The organism is Streptomyces sp. NPDC050147 (genome assembly GCF_040660195.1).
GTDB lineage: Bacteria > Actinomycetota > Actinomycetes > Streptomycetales > Streptomycetaceae > Streptomyces.
In genome coordinates this window covers 1-18097 of record NZ_JBFALJ010000005.1, presented here as the reverse complement: position 1 = coordinate 18097, position 18097 = coordinate 1, and the positions used below count along the sequence as shown (strand labels likewise).

13 protein-coding genes are annotated in these 18097 nt (G+C 72.2%); 4 read left to right on the top strand and 9 right to left on the bottom strand.

What is annotated here, in order from left to right; all coding sequences use genetic code 11:
• Positions 1–244: 244 nt before the first annotated feature.
• Positions 245–1345, top strand: coding sequence for a citrate synthase 2 (locus AB0I94_RS10325; RefSeq protein ID WP_363309054.1), 1101 nt, complete (start codon positions 245–247; stop codon positions 1343–1345).
• Positions 1346–1433: 88 nt separating this feature from the next.
• On the opposite strand, the gene AB0I94_RS10320 is transcribed toward AB0I94_RS10325, so the two are convergent.
• The 8 genes from AB0I94_RS10320 to AB0I94_RS10285 all read right to left on the bottom strand — a co-directional run bounded on the left by AB0I94_RS10320 (position 1434) and on the right by AB0I94_RS10285 (position 11321).
• Complete coding sequence (locus AB0I94_RS10320; RefSeq protein ID WP_363309053.1) at positions 1434–2042, bottom strand: TetR/AcrR family transcriptional regulator; 609 nt, start codon at positions 2040–2042, stop codon at positions 1434–1436.
• Positions 2030–2764 (bottom strand): enoyl-CoA hydratase family protein, encoded by a 735-nt coding sequence (locus tag AB0I94_RS10315; protein ID WP_363309052.1) that lies wholly within the window; start codon positions 2762–2764, stop codon positions 2030–2032. Before AB0I94_RS10315 ends, AB0I94_RS10320 begins: the two co-directional genes overlap by 13 nt.
• A 29-nt stretch (positions 2765–2793) precedes the next feature.
• Positions 2794–3960 carry an acyl-CoA dehydrogenase family protein gene (locus tag AB0I94_RS10310; RefSeq protein WP_363309051.1) on the bottom strand — a complete coding sequence of 389 codons (1167 nt, stop codon included), beginning with the start codon at positions 3958–3960 and terminating at the stop codon, positions 2794–2796.
• Positions 3957–5888: a biotin carboxylase N-terminal domain-containing protein gene (locus AB0I94_RS10305; protein WP_363309050.1), complete on the bottom strand. Its 1932-nt coding sequence runs from the start codon at positions 5886–5888 to the stop codon at positions 3957–3959. Before AB0I94_RS10305 ends, AB0I94_RS10310 begins: the two co-directional genes overlap by 4 nt.
• 10 nt (positions 5889–5898) lie before the next feature.
• Positions 5899–7500 (bottom strand): carboxyl transferase domain-containing protein, encoded by a 1602-nt coding sequence (locus AB0I94_RS10300; RefSeq protein ID WP_363309049.1) that lies wholly within the window; start codon positions 7498–7500, stop codon positions 5899–5901.
• Positions 7497–9350 (bottom strand): acyclic terpene utilization AtuA family protein, encoded by a 1854-nt coding sequence (locus tag AB0I94_RS10295; protein WP_363309048.1) that lies wholly within the window; start codon positions 9348–9350, stop codon positions 7497–7499. Before AB0I94_RS10295 ends, AB0I94_RS10300 begins: the two co-directional genes overlap by 4 nt.
• Complete coding sequence (locus tag AB0I94_RS10290) at positions 9347–10141, bottom strand: TIGR03084 family metal-binding protein (protein ID WP_363309047.1); 795 nt, start codon at positions 10139–10141, stop codon at positions 9347–9349. The genes AB0I94_RS10295 and AB0I94_RS10290 overlap by 4 nt, the downstream gene beginning before the upstream one ends.
• A gap of 115 nt (positions 10142–10256) precedes the next feature.
• Positions 10257–11321, bottom strand: coding sequence for an EamA family transporter (locus tag AB0I94_RS10285; protein ID WP_363309046.1), 1065 nt, complete (start codon positions 11319–11321; stop codon positions 10257–10259).
• A 215-nt stretch (positions 11322–11536) separates the two neighbouring features.
• Here AB0I94_RS10285 and AB0I94_RS10280 point away from each other — a divergent pair, with 215 nt between their 5' ends.
• Positions 11537–12568, top strand: a complete 1032-nt coding sequence (locus AB0I94_RS10280; RefSeq protein WP_363309045.1) for a hypothetical protein — start codon at positions 11537–11539, stop codon at positions 12566–12568.
• An 18-nt stretch (positions 12569–12586) separates the two neighbouring features.
• Here the strand turns inward: AB0I94_RS10280 and AB0I94_RS10275 are convergent, their stop codons facing one another.
• Positions 12587–15430: an FAD-binding and (Fe-S)-binding domain-containing protein gene (locus AB0I94_RS10275; RefSeq protein ID WP_363309044.1), complete on the bottom strand. Its 2844-nt coding sequence runs from the start codon at positions 15428–15430 to the stop codon at positions 12587–12589.
• Between the two features lie 127 nt (positions 15431–15557).
• On the opposite strand from AB0I94_RS10275, the gene AB0I94_RS10270 reads away from it, so the two are divergent.
• Together AB0I94_RS10270 and serC are read left to right on the top strand one after the other, a co-directional pair.
• Positions 15558–16859: a cytochrome P450 gene (locus tag AB0I94_RS10270; RefSeq protein ID WP_363309043.1), complete on the top strand. Its 1302-nt coding sequence runs from the start codon at positions 15558–15560 to the stop codon at positions 16857–16859.
• 9 nt (positions 16860–16868) lie between these two features.
• Complete coding sequence (gene serC / locus AB0I94_RS10265) at positions 16869–17987, top strand: phosphoserine transaminase (RefSeq protein WP_363309042.1); 1119 nt, start codon at positions 16869–16871, stop codon at positions 17985–17987.
• The last annotated feature ends 110 nt before the right edge of the window (positions 17988–18097 follow it).

Genomic DNA, 18097 nt, shown 5'->3' with positions numbered 1-18097 from the left:
CTGAGTGCCGCATGCCATCGCCAAGGGTGGCACCAAAGGATATCGTTCCGCTGCCGAATCGGTTGGGTGACCACCAGCCGCACGGGGCATCACCGGGGTGTCCGACCCGGACCGCGAGTCGAGAGCCGGAAGCCGCCGACGCACCGGCGGACCGCGGAACCGGGGCGAACATGCCCACTTCTGACACATGGTCACGAGCTGTCTGTCACCACCGTCTGTCGTACACATCACGAGGAGCCGCCTGATGTCCGACTTCGTACCCGGACTTGAAGGAGTCATCGCGTTCGAGACGGAGATCGCCGAACCGGACAAGGAAGGCGGCGCGCTTCGCTATCGCGGCGTCGACATCGAGGATCTGGTCGGCCATGTCTCCTTCGGCAACGTCTGGGGCCTGCTCGTCGACGGAGCCTTCAATCCCGGCCTGCCGCCCGCCGAGCCGTTCCCCATTCCGGTGCACTCCGGCGACATCCGCGTCGACGTCCAGTCCGCGCTCGCGATGCTCGCCCCCGTGTGGGGCCTGAAGCCGCTCCTGGACATCAGCGAGCAAGAAGCCCGCGACGACCTGGCGCGGGCCGCCGTCATGGCGCTCTCCTACGTCGCCCAGTCCGCCCGCGGCCAGGGTCTCCCGATGGTGCCGCAGCGCGAGATCGACAAGGCCGACACGGTCGTCGAGCGCTTCATGAAGCGCTGGCGCGGTGAGCCCGACCCCAAACACGTCCAGGCCGTCGACGCGTACTGGACGTCGGCCGCCGAGCACGGCATGAACGCCTCCACGTTCACGGCCCGCGTCATCGCCTCCACGGGCGCGGACGTGGCGGCGGCGCTCTCCGGCGCCGTGGGTGCCATGTCCGGGCCGCTGCACGGCGGTGCGCCGTCCCGTGTCCTCGGCATGATCGAGGAGATCGAGCGGACGGGCGACGCGGTCGCGTACGTCAAGCAGGCGCTGGACAAGGGCGAGCGGCTGATGGGCTTCGGTCACCGGGTGTACCGGGCCGAAGACCCCCGCGCGCGCGTCCTGCGCCGCACGGCGCGCGAGCTGGGCGCCCCCCGCTTCGAGGTCGCGGAGGCGCTGGAGAAGGCCGCTCTCGACGAGCTGCACGCGCGGCGTCCCGACCGCGTCCTCGCCACCAACGTGGAGTTCTGGGCGGCGATCGTCCTCGACTTCGCCGAGGTGCCCGCGCACATGTTCACGTCGATGTTCACGTGCGCGAGGACCGCGGGGTGGTCGGCGCACATTCTTGAGCAGAAGCGGACGGGGCGTCTTGTGCGGCCCTCCGCGCGGTACGTGGGGCCCGGTACGCGGGACCCCCGGGAGGTCGAAGGGTTCGGGGACATCGCGCGCTAGGGAGGCCTTGGCTGCCGGCGTCACCGGCTCCGCCGAGTTCGTCCTCGAACGCCGGACGGGCTGATTCTCAGCCCGTCCGGTGGTCGGCTCAGCGCAGCGCTCCCTCCACCAGCACCGTCCACTGCGCCACCACCCGCTCCCTGCGCGCCCTGTCGTCCGTCAGGAGATTGGCGAGGCCGAGGCCTCGGGCCATGTCCAGGAGGCCCTGGATGGTCTCCCGGACGCCGGGCCGTGACTCGTCCGCTCCCAGAAGCCGCACCGCGATCCGGTGCGTCTCGCGCCCCACCCGCGCCTCCAGCTCCGTCACCCGCGAACCGAGCTGCGGCTCGTTGGACGCCGCCACCCACAGATGCAGCGCCGCCCTGAACAAGGGCCCCGTGTATAAGTCCACCAGAGCGGCCACCACCGAGGCCCGGTCCTGCGACGGAAGCTCCCGCAACGCGGTCGACCGCTGCTCGGCCACGTACTCCACCGCCGCCGTGAAGAGGTCCTCCCGCGTCGGGAAGTGATGCTGGGCCGCCCCCCGCGAGACTCCCGCCCGCTCGGCGACCACGGAGACCGTGGACCCGGCCCAGCCGCTCTCGGCGAGGCACGCCACGGCGGCCTCCAGGAGCCGCTGCCGTGTCGCACGGCTGCGGTCCTGCTTGGGCGAGCGGTCGGCACGGTCGGCACGGTCGGACGCCGTCACAGCACCCATGGGCACTCCCGTCGTTCGAGGAACGCCCCCATCCCCTCCCGCGCCTCCGCCGATGCGAAGAGCCGCGCGGACAGGGCGACGAGGGAGTCCGTGTGGTGGTCGAATGCGTCGAGCACCCTAGCCGTGAGCAGCTTCTTCGTCTCGGCCAGGGCCTGTGGCGCCCCCTTGCGCAGCCCTTCGAGGAGCGGCGAGAGCTCCGCGTCCACGTCGTCCCCGGCCACCGTCACCAGACCGATCCGCGCCGCCTGGGCCGCGCCGAAGCGCTCGCCGGTGAGGAAGTAGCGTGCCGCCGCGCCGGGGTCGAGCCGGGCGAGGAGCGGCATGGAGATGACCGCGGGCGCCACCCCGATGCGTACCTCCGTCAGCGCGAACGACGCCCCCGGACCCGCGCCCGCCATGTCGCACACGCCGAGAAGGCCGAGCCCGCCCGCCCGCACGTGCCCGTCCACCCGCGCGACCACCGGCTTCGGCAGCTCCACGATCTGCCGGAGCAGCCCCACGAAGTCGGCCGGGTCCGGCGGCTCCCGCAGATCGGCGCCCGAGCAGAACGTGGAGCCGGTGTGCGTGAGGACGACCGCGCGTACGCCGGGGTCCTTGCCGCAGGTGTCGAGCGCCGCCGCGAGTTCCCGCAGCAGCCCCGCCGAGAGGGCGTTGCGGTTGGCGGGGTTGTCGAGGGTGAGCGTGACGATGCCGCGCTCGTGGGGCGCGTGCACGAGTCCCATGCGGATCACCTCTGTTCGAGACGGCGGGTTCAGTACGACTTGGGCAGGCCGAGCGTCTGGTGCGACACGTAGTTGAGGATCATTTCCCGGCTCACCGGGGCGATCCGGGCCACCCGCGACGCCACGATCAGGGAGGCCAGGCCGAACTCCTTGGTCAGGCCGTTGCCGCCGAGCGTGTGCACCGACTGGTCGACGGTCTTCACGCACGCGTCGGCAGCCGCGAGCTTGGCCATGTTGGCGGCCTCGCCCGCGCCCATGTCGTCGCCCTGGTCATAGAGCCGGGCGGCCTTCTGCATCATCAGGCGGGCCAGCTCGATGTCGATGTGGGACTGGGCGAGAGGGTGCGCGATCGCCTGGTGGGCGCCGATCGGGCTCTTCCAGACGCTGCGTTCCTTGGCGTATCCGACCGCCCGGGAGAGGGCGAAGCGCGCCATGCCGATCGAGAACGCCGCCGTCATGATCCGCTCGGGGTTGAGGCCGGCGAAAAGCTGGAGCAGCCCGGCGTCCTCGTCGCCCACCAGCGCGTCGGCGGGCAGCCGTACGTCGTCCAGGGTCAGCTCGAACTGCTTCTCCGGCGCCTGGAGCTCCATCTCGATCCGCCGCCGTTCGAAGCCCTCCGTCTCGCGCGGGACGATGAACAGGCAGGGCTTGAGGCTGCCGGTCCTGGCGTCTTCCGTACGGCCCACGATCAGCGTCGCGTCGGCGATGTCGACACCCGAGATGAACACCTTGCGGCCGGTCAGGAGCCAGTCGCCGGTCGCCTCGTCCTTGCGGGCGGTCGTGGTGATCCGGTGGGAGTTCGAGCCCGCGTCGGGCTCGGTGATGCCGAACGCCATGGTGCGGCTGCCGTCGGCGAGACCGGGCAGCCAGGCCCGCTTCTGCTCGTCGGTGCCGAAGCGGGCGATGACCGTTCCGCAGATGGCGGGCGAGACGACCATCATCAGGAGCGGGCAGCCCGCCGCACCCAACTCCTCCAGGACAATGGAGAGTTCTGATATGCCGCCGCCCCCGCCGCCGTACTCCTCGGGCAGGTTCACGCCCAGGTAGCCGAGCTTGGCGGCGTCGGCCCACAGTTCGTCGGGGTGGCCTTCGCCCGCCACGACCCGGGACATGTACGCGCGGCCGTAACGCTTGCCGAGTGCGGCGACGGCCGCGCGCAGGGCCTGGTGCTCTTCGGTTTCGAGGACGGTGCTCATACGGACTGTTCCTCCTGTACGACGTCTACGACGGCGAGCAGCGCGCCGACCTCGACCTGGCGGCCGGGCGCGGCGTGCAGGGTGGTGAGCGTGCCGGAGGCGGGAGCACAGATGCGGTGCTCCATCTTCATGGCCTCCAGCCAGATGAGGGGCTGCCCCGCTTGGACCCGCGCCCCTTCCGCGAGCCCCTCGGCCAGGCGTACGACGGTGCCGGGCATCGGGGCGAGCAGGGAGCCGGGCTCTTGGCGGACGGTGGGCTCGGGGAGCAGCGGGAGGATGGTGAGGGCCGTGTTGCCGACGTACACGCGACCGTCGCCGTACCGGCTGACAGGGAACTGCCGTCGTACGCCGTCGATCTCGAGCAGGACGAGCTCACGTGAGACGGAGAGCACCCGCACCTCTTCCGCGCTCAGGCCCTCCCGTGTATGGCGGTAGCGCACCTCGTGCTCGGTACCGTCCGGCTCGCTCCTCAAGCGCTTGACCTGCGGCTGAGAGGCGAGGTTGCGGAAGCCGCCGAACCGCGAGCGCCCGTGCGCGTCGGCGAGCGCGGCGGCCAGTGGGGCGTACGGGTCCGGGGCGGGGGCGGCGAGCTCGGCGAGGTGCCGGTCGTAGAAGCCGGTGTCCATGCGGGCCTCGACGAACTCGGGGTGCCGCAAGGACCGTACGAGCAACTCCCTGTTGGTGACCAGGCCGTGGACGACCGCACGCTCCAGCGCGCCCGCGAGGCCACGCAGGGCCTGGGCACGCGTAGGGGCGTACGCGACGGCCTTGGCCAGCATCGGGTCGTAGTGCACGCCGATCGTGTCGCCGCCCGCGTATCCCGTGTCGAGCCGCACGCCCGGCACGGAAAGCCGGTGCAGGGTGCCGGTCTGCGGGGCCCACTCAGCGGCCGGGTCCTCGGCGTAGAGGCGGGCCTCCACCGCGTGACCGCGTGCGGGCGGCGGCTCTTCGGCGAGCCGGGCGCCCTCCGCCACCTGGATCTGAAGCGCCACGAGGTCGACTCCGAACACGGCCTCGGTGACCGGGTGTTCCACCTGGAGTCGGGTGTTCATCTCCAGGAAGTGCGCCCGTCCGTCCGCGACCAGGAACTCCACGGTGCCCGCCCCCCGGTATCCGGTCACGCGTGCCGCGCGCACGGCCTGCGCGTGCAGCTCCTCGACGAGTGCGGCGGCGAGGCCCGGTGCCGGGGACTCCTCGATGACCTTCTGGTGCCTGCGCTGGAGCGTGCAGTCCCGCGTGCCGAGCGCCCAGACGGTGTCATGCGCGTCGGCCATGATCTGCACCTCGACGTGCCGGCCGCCCTCCAGATAGGGCTCGACGAAGACCTCGCCGTCCCCGAAGGCGCCGGCCGCCTCCACCCGGGCGGCGGCCAACTCTCCTTTGAGTGCGTCCAGTTCCCGTACGACGCGCATGCCGCGCCCGCCGCCACCGGACGCCGCCTTCACCAGGACCGGCAGATCCGCCTCCGTGACCTCGTCCACGGCCATCGGCGAGATGCCCATGAGCTCCTTGGCGCGGGTCTTGGACGCCATGGACGCGATCGCCTCGGGCGAGGGCCCGATCCATACGAGCCCGGCGTCGAGGACCGCGCGCGCGAAGTCCGCGTTCTCCGAGAGGAAGCCGTAGCCGGGGTGGACGGCGTCCGCGCCCGCCGCCTGGGCGGCCTTCACGACGAGTTCGCCGCGCAGATACGTGTCGGCGGGCGCCGAGCCGGGCAGCCGCACGGCCGTGTCGGCCTCGCGGACGTGCAGGGCGTCCGCGTCGGCGTCGGAGTAGACCGCCACGGTGGTGATGCCGAGGTCGCGGCAGGTGCGGAAGACGCGGCAGGCGATCTCGCCGCGGTTGGCGACCAGGATGGATCTGATGGCGGTGGTGCCGGTCGTGCTGATGATGGTGCCGGTCGTGGTGCCGGCCGTGGTGCTGGTCATCGTGAGCCCCTCACATCCGGAAGACGCCGAAGCCACCGCGCGCGCCCTCATAGGGAGCCGTGTGGATCGCTGACAGGCACAGGCCGAGGACCGTGCGGGTGTCGCGGGGATCGATGACGCCGTCGTCGTAGAGACGGCCGGAGAGGAACATCGGCAGCGACTCCGACTCGATCTGCCGCTCCACCATGGCGCGCAGGGCGGCGTCCGCCTCGTCGTCGTAGGGCTGCCCCTTCGCGGCGGCGGACTGCCTGGCCACGATGGACAGGACTCCCGCGAGCTGCTGCGGCCCCATGACGGCCGACTTGGAGCTCGGCCAGGCGAAGAGGAAGCGCGGGTCGTAGGCGCGCCCGCACATGCCGTAGTGCCCGGCCCCGTACGAGGCGCCCATCAGGACGCTGAGGTGCGGCACCCGCGAGTTCGACACGGCGTTGATCATCATCGCGCCGTGCTTGATGATGCCGCCCTGCTCGTACTCCTTGCCGACCATGTAGCCGGTGGTGTTGTGCAGGAAGAGCAGCGGAATGTCGCGCTGGTTGGCCAACTGGATGAACTGGGCGGCCTTCTGGGACTCCTCGCTGAAGAGCACGCCCTGCGCGTTGGCGAGAATCCCGATGGGATAGCCGTGCAGCGAGGCCCACCCCGTGGTGAGGCTCGGCCCGTAGAGCGGCTTGAACTCGTCGAAGTCGGAGGCGTCGACGACGCGGGCGATGACCTCGCGCGGGTCGAAGGGCACCTTGAGGTCGCCGGGCACGATGCCGAGCAGCTCGTCCTCGTCGTACTTGGGCGGCTCGACGGCCACGACCGGATCGGCGTACGCCTTCTTCCAGTTGAGGCGTCTGACGACCCGCCTCGCCTGCCTCAGCGCGTCGCGCTCGTCCTCGGCGAGATAGTCGGCGAGGCCCGACTCGCGCGCGTGCATCTCGGCGCCGCCGAGCGACTCGTCGTCGCTCTCCTCGCCGGTGGCCATCTTCACCAGGGGCGGGCCGCCGAGGAAGACCTTGGCGCGCTCCTTGACCATGATCACGTGGTCGCTCATGCCGGGGACGTACGCGCCGCCCGCCGTGGAGTTGCCGAAGACGACGGCGACCGTCGGGACACCGGCGGCCGACGACTGGGTGAGGTGCTTGAACAGCGCGCCGCCCGGGATGAAGATCTCCTTCTGGGAGGGGAGATCGGCGCCCCCGGACTCCACGAGATGGATGGACGGCAGCCGGTTGGCATGACCGATCTCGTGCGCCCGGAAGGCCTTCTTCAGGGTCCACGGGTTGCTGGCGCCGCCGCGTACGGTCGGGTCGTTGGCGGTGATCAGGCACTCCACCCCCTCGACGACACCGATGCCGGTGACCATCGAGGCGCCCACGGGGTAGTCGCTCCCCCAGGCGGCGAGCGGCGACAGTTCGAGGAACGGCGTATCGGGGTCGAGGAGCAGCTCGATCCGTTCCCGGGCCAGCAGCTTTCCGCGCCCCCGGTGCCGGGCCACGTACTTCTCGCCGCCGCCCTCAAGGGCCTTGGCCTGCTCGGCGTCGAGCTCGGCGAGCTTGGCCAGCATGGCCTCGCGGTGCTCGGCGTACTCGGCGCTCGCGGGGTCGAGCGCGGACGCGAGGACGGTCACGGGAGTACCTCCGTCGGTGGGGTCGTCGCTGCTGATGCCGGGTCGGCCGCTTCGAGGAGTGCGGCCGGTATGTCGAGGTGGCGGGCGCGCAGCCACTCCCCGAGGCCCTTGGCCTGGGGGTCGAAGCGGGCCTGGGACGCGACGCCCGCGCCGAGGATTCCCGTGACGACGAAGTTCAGCGCCCGCAGGTTCGGCAGGGCGTGGCGTACGACGGTCAGCCCCGCTGCCTCTGGGATGAGTCGACGGAACCGCTCGACGGTCAGTTCGTGGGCGAGCCATCGCCAGGCGTCGTCCGTGCGCACCCAGACGCCGACGTTCGCGTCCCCGCCCTTGTCGCCGCTGCGGGCCCCGGCGACGAGGCCGAGGGGGGCGCGGCGGGTGGGGCCCGGTGGGAGGGGCACGGGCAGGGGCGGCTGGTCGAGGTCCTCCGGTGCGAGCGGTGCGAGCGGTGCGAGCGGTGCGAGCGGTAGGAGCGGTACGCGGCTGTCGCCGGGAGCCTCGGCCTTGCTCTCGACGTGCAGCCGCTCGCCGCCGGGCAGGACGGCCACGTGGTCGACGGTGCCGCGCTCGACGTAGGCGGCTTCGAAGACTCCGTAGGGTGCGCCCTTGCCCGGGGGCGCCGTCACGTGGAACCCGGGGTAGCTGCCGAGGGCCAGTTCGATCGCGGCGCCGCTCAGGGCGCGGCCGACGGGGTCCTGCCGCGGGTCGCGCACGACGAGGCGCAGGACGGCGGAGGCGGTCTCTTCGCTGGGGGCGTCGGGCCGGTCGGTGCGGGCGAGCTCCCACCGCACCTCTTGAGGGCGGGACTCGGACCGTGCGAGCGCGTCCTCGACCTGCGCGCGGACCAGGCCCGCCTTGGCCTCCACGTCGAGCCCGGTGAGGACGAAGACGACTTCGTTGCGGAAGCCGCCGAGCCGGTTCAGGCCGACCTTGAGGTCGGGCGGCGGCGCCTCTCCGCGCACACCGGATACGCGGACCCGGTCGGGTCCCTCCTGCGTGAGGGCGACCGTGTCGAGCCGGGCGGTGACGTCCGGCCCGGCGTACCGGGCGCCGGACGTCTCGTACAGCAACTGCGCGGTGACCGTGCCGACGTCCACGAAACCGCCCGTGCCGTCGTGCTTGGTGATGACGCTGGTTCCGTCCTCATGGATCTCGGCGAGCGGAAACCCCGGCCGGATGAGATCGCGCCGCGCACGCTCGCCGAAGAAGGCGTAGTTGCCCCCGGTGGCCTGGGTGCCGCATTCGAGGATGTGCCCGGCGACGACCGCTCCCGCGAGCCGGTCGTGGTCGCCGTCGCCCCACCCGAAGTGTGCGGCGGCGGGCCCGGTGACGAGGGCGGCGTCGGTCACCCGCCCGGTGACGACGACGTCGGCTCCGGCGCGCAGACAGGCGGCGATTCCGGCGCCGCCGAGGTAGGCGTTGGCGGTGAGAGCGTCCGGAAAGCGGCGCCCGAGGTCGTCCCCTTCCACATGCGCGACCCGCACGCCGATTCCGAGACGACCGGCCAACTCCCGTACGGCGTCGGCGAGCCCGCCGGGGTTGAGCCCTCCGGCATTGGCGACGATCCTCACGCCCCGCTCCTTGGCGAGCCCCAGGCACTCCTCCAGCTGCCGCAGGAAGGTCTTCGCATAGCCGCGGGCGGGGTCCTTGAGCCGGTCGCGGCCCAGGATCAGCATGGTCAGCTCGGCGAGGTAGTCGCCGGTGAGGACGGAGAGCGGGCCGCCGGTGAGCATGTCGCGCATGGCGTCGAAGCGGTCGCCGTAGAAGCCGGAGGCGTTGCCGATCCGCAGCGGGGCGGCCGGCGAGTCGGTCGGCGGGGTGGCTCGCGGGGCGGGCGGCGGGGCGGTCACCTCCCGCCCTCCTTGGCCGGGCGTCCCTTCCCCGGCGGCCCCGCGAAGGCCTGCGCGATGCTCAGCCACCGCTCGGCGTCGGCGCCTTCTGCCCGCACGGCGAGGTCGTCCCGGTGCGCGCGTTGCGTGACGAGCAGGCAGAAGTCGAGCGCGGGCCCGGTCACCCGCTGGGCGGCGTCCTCGGGCCCGCTGGTCCATGGCTCACCGGAGGGCAGCCGGAGCTCGACGCGGAAGGGGGACTCGGGCGCGGTCAGCCCGCGTACCCCGAAGGAGAAGTCCCGGGCCCGGACGCCGATGTGCGCGATGTGCCGCAGCCGGTCGGTCGGCGTCCGCTCGACGCCCAGCGTGTCGGCGACGTCCTGGCCGTGGGCCCAGGTCTCCATGAGCCGGGCGGTCGCCATGGAGGTGGCCGACATGGGCGGCCCGTACCAGGGGAAGCGGGTGCCGCGCGGGGCGGCCGTCAGGGCTTTCAGCAGAGCCTCGCGCCCGGCGCGCCACTGGGCGAGCAACTCACCGGGCGGCAGCGCGGCCCCCTCGTCGGCCCCGGCGTCGACGAACGAATCGGGGGCCGCGAGGGCCTCCTCGACAAGCCGCCCGAAGGCGTCTTCGTCGGTGACGGCGGTCAGCGCGGCCCGGTCGGTCCAGGCGAGATGGGCGATCTGATGGGCGACGGTCCAGCCGTCGGCAGGGGTGAGAAGCGCCCAGCGCTCCTCGCTCAACCCCCCGACCAGCCGGTCGAGTTCCTCGCTCTCACGGCGCAGATCGTCGAGTACGGGCACGGCTTCGGGCACGGAGCGCTCCCCTCGGGGCACGGATGGGGGTCCCCCCTGCTCGAACGGAGTTGAGAGCTTGGGGGAGTGCCCCGGAGCATGGCAGCGCCCGGAGAAACAAGCAAGCGTGCTTGCATTACTTTCCGGACGTCTCCGTGACGGACTCCCGGGTGGCCCCCTGGACGGACTCCTGGGCGGGCTCCTGGCCGGACTCCTGGCCGGACTCCTGGGCCTCCGCCACCACGGCCTCCGGGGTGGCGGCCGGGATGACCTCTGGAGCGGCGCCCGACACGACACCGCCGGCCTTGCGCGCCCGGCCACGCCCGACCTGGGTGCGCACGGCGCCCATGCTGGCGGCGATGACCAGCGAGATGGCGAGGGCCTCGTTCACGGAAAGGGCCTGGTTCAGCACGAGGAATCCGGCGACGGCGGCGATGGCCGGTTCCAGACTCATCATGATCGCGAAGGTGGAGGCGGGAAGCCTGCGCAGGGCGAGCAGTTCGAGGGTGTACGGCAGCACGGAGGACATCAGGGCGACGGCCGCGCCCAGCGCGAGCACCTCGGGCCGCACCAGCTTCTCCCCGGATTCGATGAGGCCGAGCGGCAGGAAGAGGACAGCGGCGACGACCATCGCGAGGGCGAGCCCGTCGGCCTGCGGGAAGCGACGCCCCGTACGGGCGCTGAACATGATGTACGCGGCCCACATGGCACCGGCACCAAGGGCGTACGCGACTCCGACTGGATCGAGCCCACTGAATCCGCCCCCGCCCCCCAGCAGGAAGACACCGCACAGGGCGAGCCCGGCCCACACGAGATTCACCGCACGCCGCGAGGCGAAGACGGAGAGCGCCAAGGGCCCCAGCACCTCGAGCGTGACGGCGGGCCCCATCGGAATCCGGGCGACGGACTGATAGAAGAGCCCGTTCATCCCGGCCATGGCCACGCCGAAGGCGACGACGGTCCCCCAGTCGGCGCGCGAGTGCCCGCGCAACGCGGGCCGGCAGACGATCATCAGCACCAGCGCGGCGAAGGCGAGCCGCAGAGTCACGATGCCGAGGGCGCCGGCCTTGGGCATCACGCTCACGGCGACGGCCCCGCCGAACTGGACGGAGACGCCGCCCGCGAGCACCAGCCCGACGGGCCCGAGGGCACCCCACCGCCCACCGGGTGCCGCCTCCTGACCACTCCTCGACGCGTCCACAGCCAACCCTTCCGTTTCTTCCGTCCCCGGCCCATCCGACCAGTCCACTCACCTGGACTGGACCGTCCAAGGTAGTAGACCACGTCAGGATTGTGGAGCGCTTTCACTGCTGTACGCAAACCAGGTCCACATGGTGGGTGGCGCCGGAACCCCGCACGCCCGCACAGCGTCTTGGGTGCAGTCACCACGCAACCGCAAGGAAGTCGGGTCAGTCCATGGCGCGCGACGGAAACCAGCCCACCGAGCAGCCGTGCGGCAGGCCCGGCGGGGTCGGCGGGGTGCTGAGCGCCGCCCTCGTCAGGGGCTACCGCGGCGCGGCGTACGGCTTCACCCTGCGCGTGGCCGCCCTGACCGCGCTCCTCGGCTGCGCGATCGTGGCCGGTGGGTTCGCGGCGGCGTGGGACACCTTCGAGGGCGTCCGGAACTACGCGGACCGCAACATCGCCAACGAGGACTCCTACGTGGCCTACGCCGACGGTGGCTGGTTCCCGCTGGTGAGGGTCGGTTCCGTGGTGTCGCTGCTGCTGCTCGTGCTGGGACTTCTCGTCGTCTCCGTCCTGCACGCCGCGTACGCCGTCGCGGACTGTCACGCCACGCGCGACGGCGGGGCGCTGAGCGTCCGCGCGTTGTGGCGGCGCACCCGGCGGCGTCTTCCCGCCGCCCTCGCGGTCAACGCGCTGACCGGTCTGGCCGTGGGCGCCATGGTGCTCGCGGGTTATGTGCTGTGGATGTTCGTCGAGAGGGGTGAGGTGCCCGGGGTCGAGCCCACGCCTCTGGGCGAGACCGCGACCCCGCTGTACACGCTGGTGGGGTGGGTGCTGCCGATCGGCGTCATGTGTCTGGGCCCGCTGCTGTACTTCCGCCTTTCGCCGGCCACCGCTGAGACGGTGCTGGAACGCCGGTCGCCGTTCGTGGCGCTGTACCGCTCCTGGGTGCTGACCCGCGGGGCGCGTATGCGCGTCTTCGGGCTGGGCACGCTGCTCATGGCGACCGCGGCACTCGTCGTCCTTCTGGCCGCGTACGCGCTCGCCCCTCTCGCCCACTTCGCGGGACTCGGCATGCTGTGGCTCAGCGACGACAACGTATGGATCACTGGCGTACTGGTCATGATCCTGCCCACAGCCGTGGCCCTGCTCCTGCTGCCTCCGCTGGTCATGCCACTGGTGTGCGGGACGATCGCCCGCCTGCACGGGGAGCTGCGGGCAGAGCTGCGGGCGGGGGCGGGAGACGGCGTTCGCGGGGCCTGAGTCAGTCCGTCAGTCCTCTCAGAGCTCCCCCGAACTCTCCGCCGACCCCTTCCCCAGCCCCTCCGCCAAGACCTCCGCCAGATGCCGACCCCGCGCACCCTCCCCCAGCTGCTCCAGCTGCGTGCGGCAGGAGAAGCCGTCCGCGAGGACCACGGGGCCGCCCTCCGGCTCCGGCACGGCGCCCCGTACCGCCGGCAGCAGTTGCTCCTCCGCGCATGCCGCGGAGACCTCGTAATGGCCCGCCTCGAAACCGAAGTTGCCCGCGAGGCCGCAGCAGCCGCCGCTCAACCCGCCCTCCAGGCCCGCCTTCTCCCGCAGGCGGCGTTCGGCCGCGTCGCCAAGGACCGCGTGCTGGTGGCAGTGCGTCTGACCCACCACCGGTCGGCCGATCCTCGGCGGCGACCACTCCGGGGCCAGTTCCTCCAGGGCCTGCGCGAACGTCCGTACGCGGCCCGCGAGTTCCCTCGCCCGCTCGTCGTCGCCCGACAGCTCCACCAGGTCCGTCTTCAGCGCCGCCGCGCAGCTCGGTTCGAGGACCACGAGGGGCGCCCCCGAGTCCAGCAGCGGCCCCATCCGCTCCAGGGTCCTGCGCATCACCGCGCGCGCTCGGTCCAGTTGCCCCGTCGACACATAGGTCAAGCCGCAGCACACATCCCCCGGCGGCACCACCACCCGCAGCCCCGCGTCCTCCAGGACCCGCACCGCGGCCCGGCCCACCGCCGGTGACAAGTGGTCCGTGAACGTGTCCGGCCAGAGAACGACCGCCGGGCCCCCCGAAGCCCGGGAAACATCCCGCCCCCGGAACCACCGCCGGAACGTCTCCCCCGCAAGCCGCGGAATCTCCCTCTCCGGTGCGATCCCGCCCAGCCTCTTGGCCGACGCCGCCAGTACCGCCACCCGGGCCAGCGCGTTGGCCACCCCCGCCATGCGCGTCCGCGAGACCAGGCGCAGCCACAGCGGCAGCCAGCCCATCGCGTAGTGCGCCGCGGGGCGCCTGCGGCCCTCGTAGTGGTGGTGCAGGAACTCCGCCTTGTACGTGGCCATGTCCACGCCCACCGGACAGTCCGACCGGCACCCCTTGCAGGACAAGCACAAGTCGAGCGCGTCCCGCACCTCCTCCGAACGCCAGCCGTCCGTGACCACCTCGCCCGCGAGCATCTCGTGCAGGAGACGGGCCCGGCCCCGCGTGGAATGCTCCTCCTCCCCCGTGACCCGGAAGGACGGGCACATCACCCCGCCCCCCGCACCGGCCGAAGCCGTACGGCACTTCGCGACGCCCACGCACCTGCGCACCGCCGCGGAGAAGTCCCCGCCGTCATGCGGGTAGCCGAAGGCCACGTCCACCGGCTTCCGCGGCAGCGGGGCGAACCGCAGATTCGTGTCCAGCGGCGCGGGGCGCACCAGCATCCCGGGGTTCAGCAGGTCCGCCGGGTCCCACACCCCCTTCACCCGCTCGAACAGCCGGACGAGGTCAGCCCCGTACATCTTCGGCAGGAGCTCGGCCCGCGCCTGCCCGTCCCCGTGCTCGCCCGACAGCGAACCCCCGTGCGCGACCACGAGCTGCGCCAGTTCCTCCGAGAAGCGGCGGAAGCGTCGCACGCCCACCTCGCTCAGCAGGTCGAAGTCGATGCGTACGTGAATGCAGCCGTCCCCGAAGTGCCCGTACGGAGTCCCGCGCAGCCCGTGCTCGGCGAGCAGCCCCCTGAAGTCCCGCAGGTACGCCCCGAGCCGTGCGGGCGGCACCGCGCAGTCCTCCCACCCCGGCCACGCCTCGCTGCCGTCCGGCATCCGCGTCGCCGTCCCGCTGGCGTCCTCCCGAACCCGCCACAGCGCGCGCTGCCCCGCCGGGTCCGTCACGACCACGGAGTCCACCGTGTCCCCCGACACCGCCCGCGCGATCGCCTGCGCACGCGCGCGTGCCTGACCCTCGCTCGCGCCGCCCGTCTCCACGAACAGCCAGGCGCCGCCCTTGGGCAGCCCCGCGGAGCCCCGTACGAGGTCGGCCGCCATGCCCTCCACCGTCAGAGGCCCGTGCGGCAGCAACCCGGCAGCGGCCTCGGCCGCGGCGCTCTCGTCGGCGTACCCGAGGACCGCGAGCGCACGCGCGCGTGGCGACTCGACGAGGCGTACGACCGCCTCCGTCAGCACGCCGAGCGTGCCCTCCGACCCGCAGAAGGAGCGGGCCAGATCCACTCCCCGCTCGGGAAGCGTGGCGTCGAGCGCATAGCCGGAGATACGGCGCGGCAGCTCCGGGAAGCCGGTGCGCAGCAGCTCCGACTCGGGCTCCAGGAGGGCACGGAGGCCATCGGGAGCGCCCTGCCAGCCCTGCGCGAGAGCCAGCCGCGCACCGGCTCCGCTCACCACCGAGAGCGAGGCGACGTTGTCGGCGGTCGTGCCCCAGGCGACCGAGTGCGACCCGCAGGAGTTGTTGCCGATCATGCCGCCCAAGGTGCAGCGGTTGTGGGTGGACGGGTCGGGGCCGAAGGTCAGGCCGTGGGCAGCCGCCGCGCCCCGCAGGTCGTCGCAGATCACGCCGGGCTGGACGACCGCGGTCCGCGACTCGGCGTCCAGGGACACGATCCGGTTCATGTGCCGGGTGAAGTCGAGGACGAGCCCCGTGCCGGTCGCCTGCCCGGCGATGGACGTGCCCGCGCCGCGGGCCACCACGGGCACCCCGCGCGCACGGCACACGGCGAGCGCCGCGGCCACGTCGTCCGCGTCGCGCGGGGCGAGGACGCCGAGCGGCACGCGACGGTAGTTGGACGCGTCCATGGTGTTCAGGGCCCGCGCGGTGACGGAGAAGTCCACCTCCCCCCGTACCGCTGCCCGCAGTTCCGCTTCCACGCCTCCGAGATCACTCATGCCGATATCCATGCCCTCAATATGCATCCGCGAAGGCCCGAACCGGCCGCGGTCAAACACCCGACGCGCGCCTATAGTTGCCGCGACTTGATCATCAGAACCCGCGTGGACCCAGAGGAGAGCCCCGATGACGACCGGCTGCCCCGCCCGCACCGCACCCGACCGCATCGTCCTCGACCCCTTCGTCACCGACCTGGACGGCGAGAGCGCCAGGCTGCGTGCCGCGGGCCCGCTCGCCGAGGTGGAGCTGCCCGGCGGTGTGCCCGTCTGGGCGGTCACGCACCACGCAGAGGCCCGCCAACTCCTCGGCGACAAGCGCCTGGTGAAGGACATCGGCGTGTGGGGCGCCTGGCGGCGGGGTGAGATACCCGCCGACTGGCCGCTGATCGGCCTGGCCAACCCGGGCCGCTCGATGCTGACGGTCGACGGCGAGGAGCACCGCCGGATGCGCGCCCTGGTCGCGCAGGCGCTGACGCCGCGGCGGGTGGAGCGGATGCGGGGGCGGATCGCGGAGCTGACGAAGGGCCTCCTGGACCGGCTCCCGTCGGACGGCGGCCAGGTCGTGGATCTCAAGGCCGAGTTCGCCTACCCGCTGCCCATGTACGTCATCAGTGACCTGATGGGCATCGACTCCGCCGACCATCCGCGCCTGAAGGTCCTCTTCGACAAGTTCTTCTCCACCCAGACGCCGCCCGCCGAGGTCGTGGCGACGCTGGGCGAGCTCGCCGCCATGATGGAGGGGATCGTCGCCGCGCGGCGTGCCGAGCCCGGCGACGATCTGACCAGTGCCCTGATCCTCGCGTCGGAGGGCGGCGACCACCTCACCGACGCGGAGATCGTCTCCACGCTCCAGCTGATGGTCGCGGCGGGACACGAGACGACGATCTCGCTGATCGTCAACGCGGTGGTCAACCTCTCGGCCCATCCCGAGCAGCTCGCGCTCGTCCTGTCCGGCGAGGCGAGCTGGGAGATGGTCGTGGAGGAGACGCTGCGGTACTCCACGCCGACCTCGCACGTCCTGATCCGGTTCGCGGCCGAGGACGTCCAGGTGGGCGACAAGGTGATCCGCGAGGGTGACGCGCTGATCGTGTCGTACGCGGCGATCGGCCGCGACGAGCGGGCGCACGGGCCCACGGCGGGCGCCTTCGACATCTCGCGCACGTCCGCGCCCTCGTCGAACCGCCACATCTCCTTCGGCCACGGTCCGCACGTCTGTCCCGGGGCGGCCCTGTCCCGCCTGGAGGCGGGGGTGGCGCTCGCGGCCCTCTACGAGCGCTTCCCCCACCTGGCCCTGGCGGTCGCTCCCCGCGAACTGCGGAACAAGCCGGTGGTGACGCAGAACGACCTGTACGAGCTGCCGGTGACGCTGGGTCCGTCCCACGGTCTCACCGGACGGACACCCCGAATCCGGCGCGCCGGAAGCCGTTAGGCTCACCCCGTGGCTGAGATCCAGATTCCCGCTGACATCAAGCCCGCCGACGGACGTTTCGGCGCGGGCCCCTCCAAGGTGCGCACGGAGGCGCTGGACGCGCTCGCCGCCACCGGTACCTCCCTGCTCGGCACCTCCCACCGCCAGGCCCCGGTCAAGAACCTGGTCGGCAAGGTGCGCGAGGGTGTGCGCGACCTCTTCTCCCTCCCCGAGGGGTACGAGGTGATCCTGGGCAACGGCGGCTCCACCGCCTTCTGGGACGTCGCGACGCACGGCCTCATCGAGAACAAGTCGCAGCACCTCAGCTTCGGCGAGTTCTCCTCCAAGTTCGCCAAGGCCTCGAAGCTCGCCCCGTGGCTGGCCGAGCCCAGCGTGATCACCAGCGAGCCGGGCACGCACCCGGAGCCGCGGGCGGAGGCGGGCGTGGACGTCTACGCCTTCACGCACAACGAGACCTCGACCGGCGTCGCGGCCCCCATCAAACGGGTGGCCGGCGCGGACGAGGGTTCCCTCGTCCTGGTGGACGCCACCTCCGGCGCGGGCGGCCTCCCGGTCGACATCGCCGAGACGGACGTCTACTACTTCGCCCCGCAGAAGTCCTTCGCGTCGGACGGCGGACTGTGGATCGGCCTCTTCTCTCCCGCCGCCATCGAGCGTGCCGAGCGCGTCCACGCGAGCGGCCGTCACGTCCCGGAGTTCTTCAGCCTTCCCACGGCGATCGGCAACTCCCGCAAGAACCAGACGTACAACACGCCGGCGCTCGCCACGCTCTTCCTGCTCGGTGAGCAGCTGGAGTGGATGAACAGCCAGGGCGGCCTGGAGTTCACCACCGGCCGCACGGCCGCCTCCTCGCGCACGCTGTACGGCTGGGCCGAGGAGTCCAAGTACGCGACGCCGTTCGTCTCCGACCCGGCCAAGCGCTCGCAGGTCATCGGCACGATCGACTTCGCGGACGAGATCGACGCTGCCGCTGTTGCCAAGGCTCTGCGGGCCAACGGCATCGTGGACACGGAGCCGTACCGGAAGCTCGGCCGCAACCAGCTTCGCGTGGCGATGTTCCCGGCGATCGACCCCGCGGACGTCGAGGCGCTGACGAAGTGCATCGACTACGTGATCGACAAGCTCTAACAGTCCCTACGCAGACCAGTTCCTACGCAGATGGGGGCGGGGGGGGGCGGCGGGCGGCGCGGCGCGGCCCCCCCCCCGCACGAGAGACACAACCCCCCCCCCCCCACCCC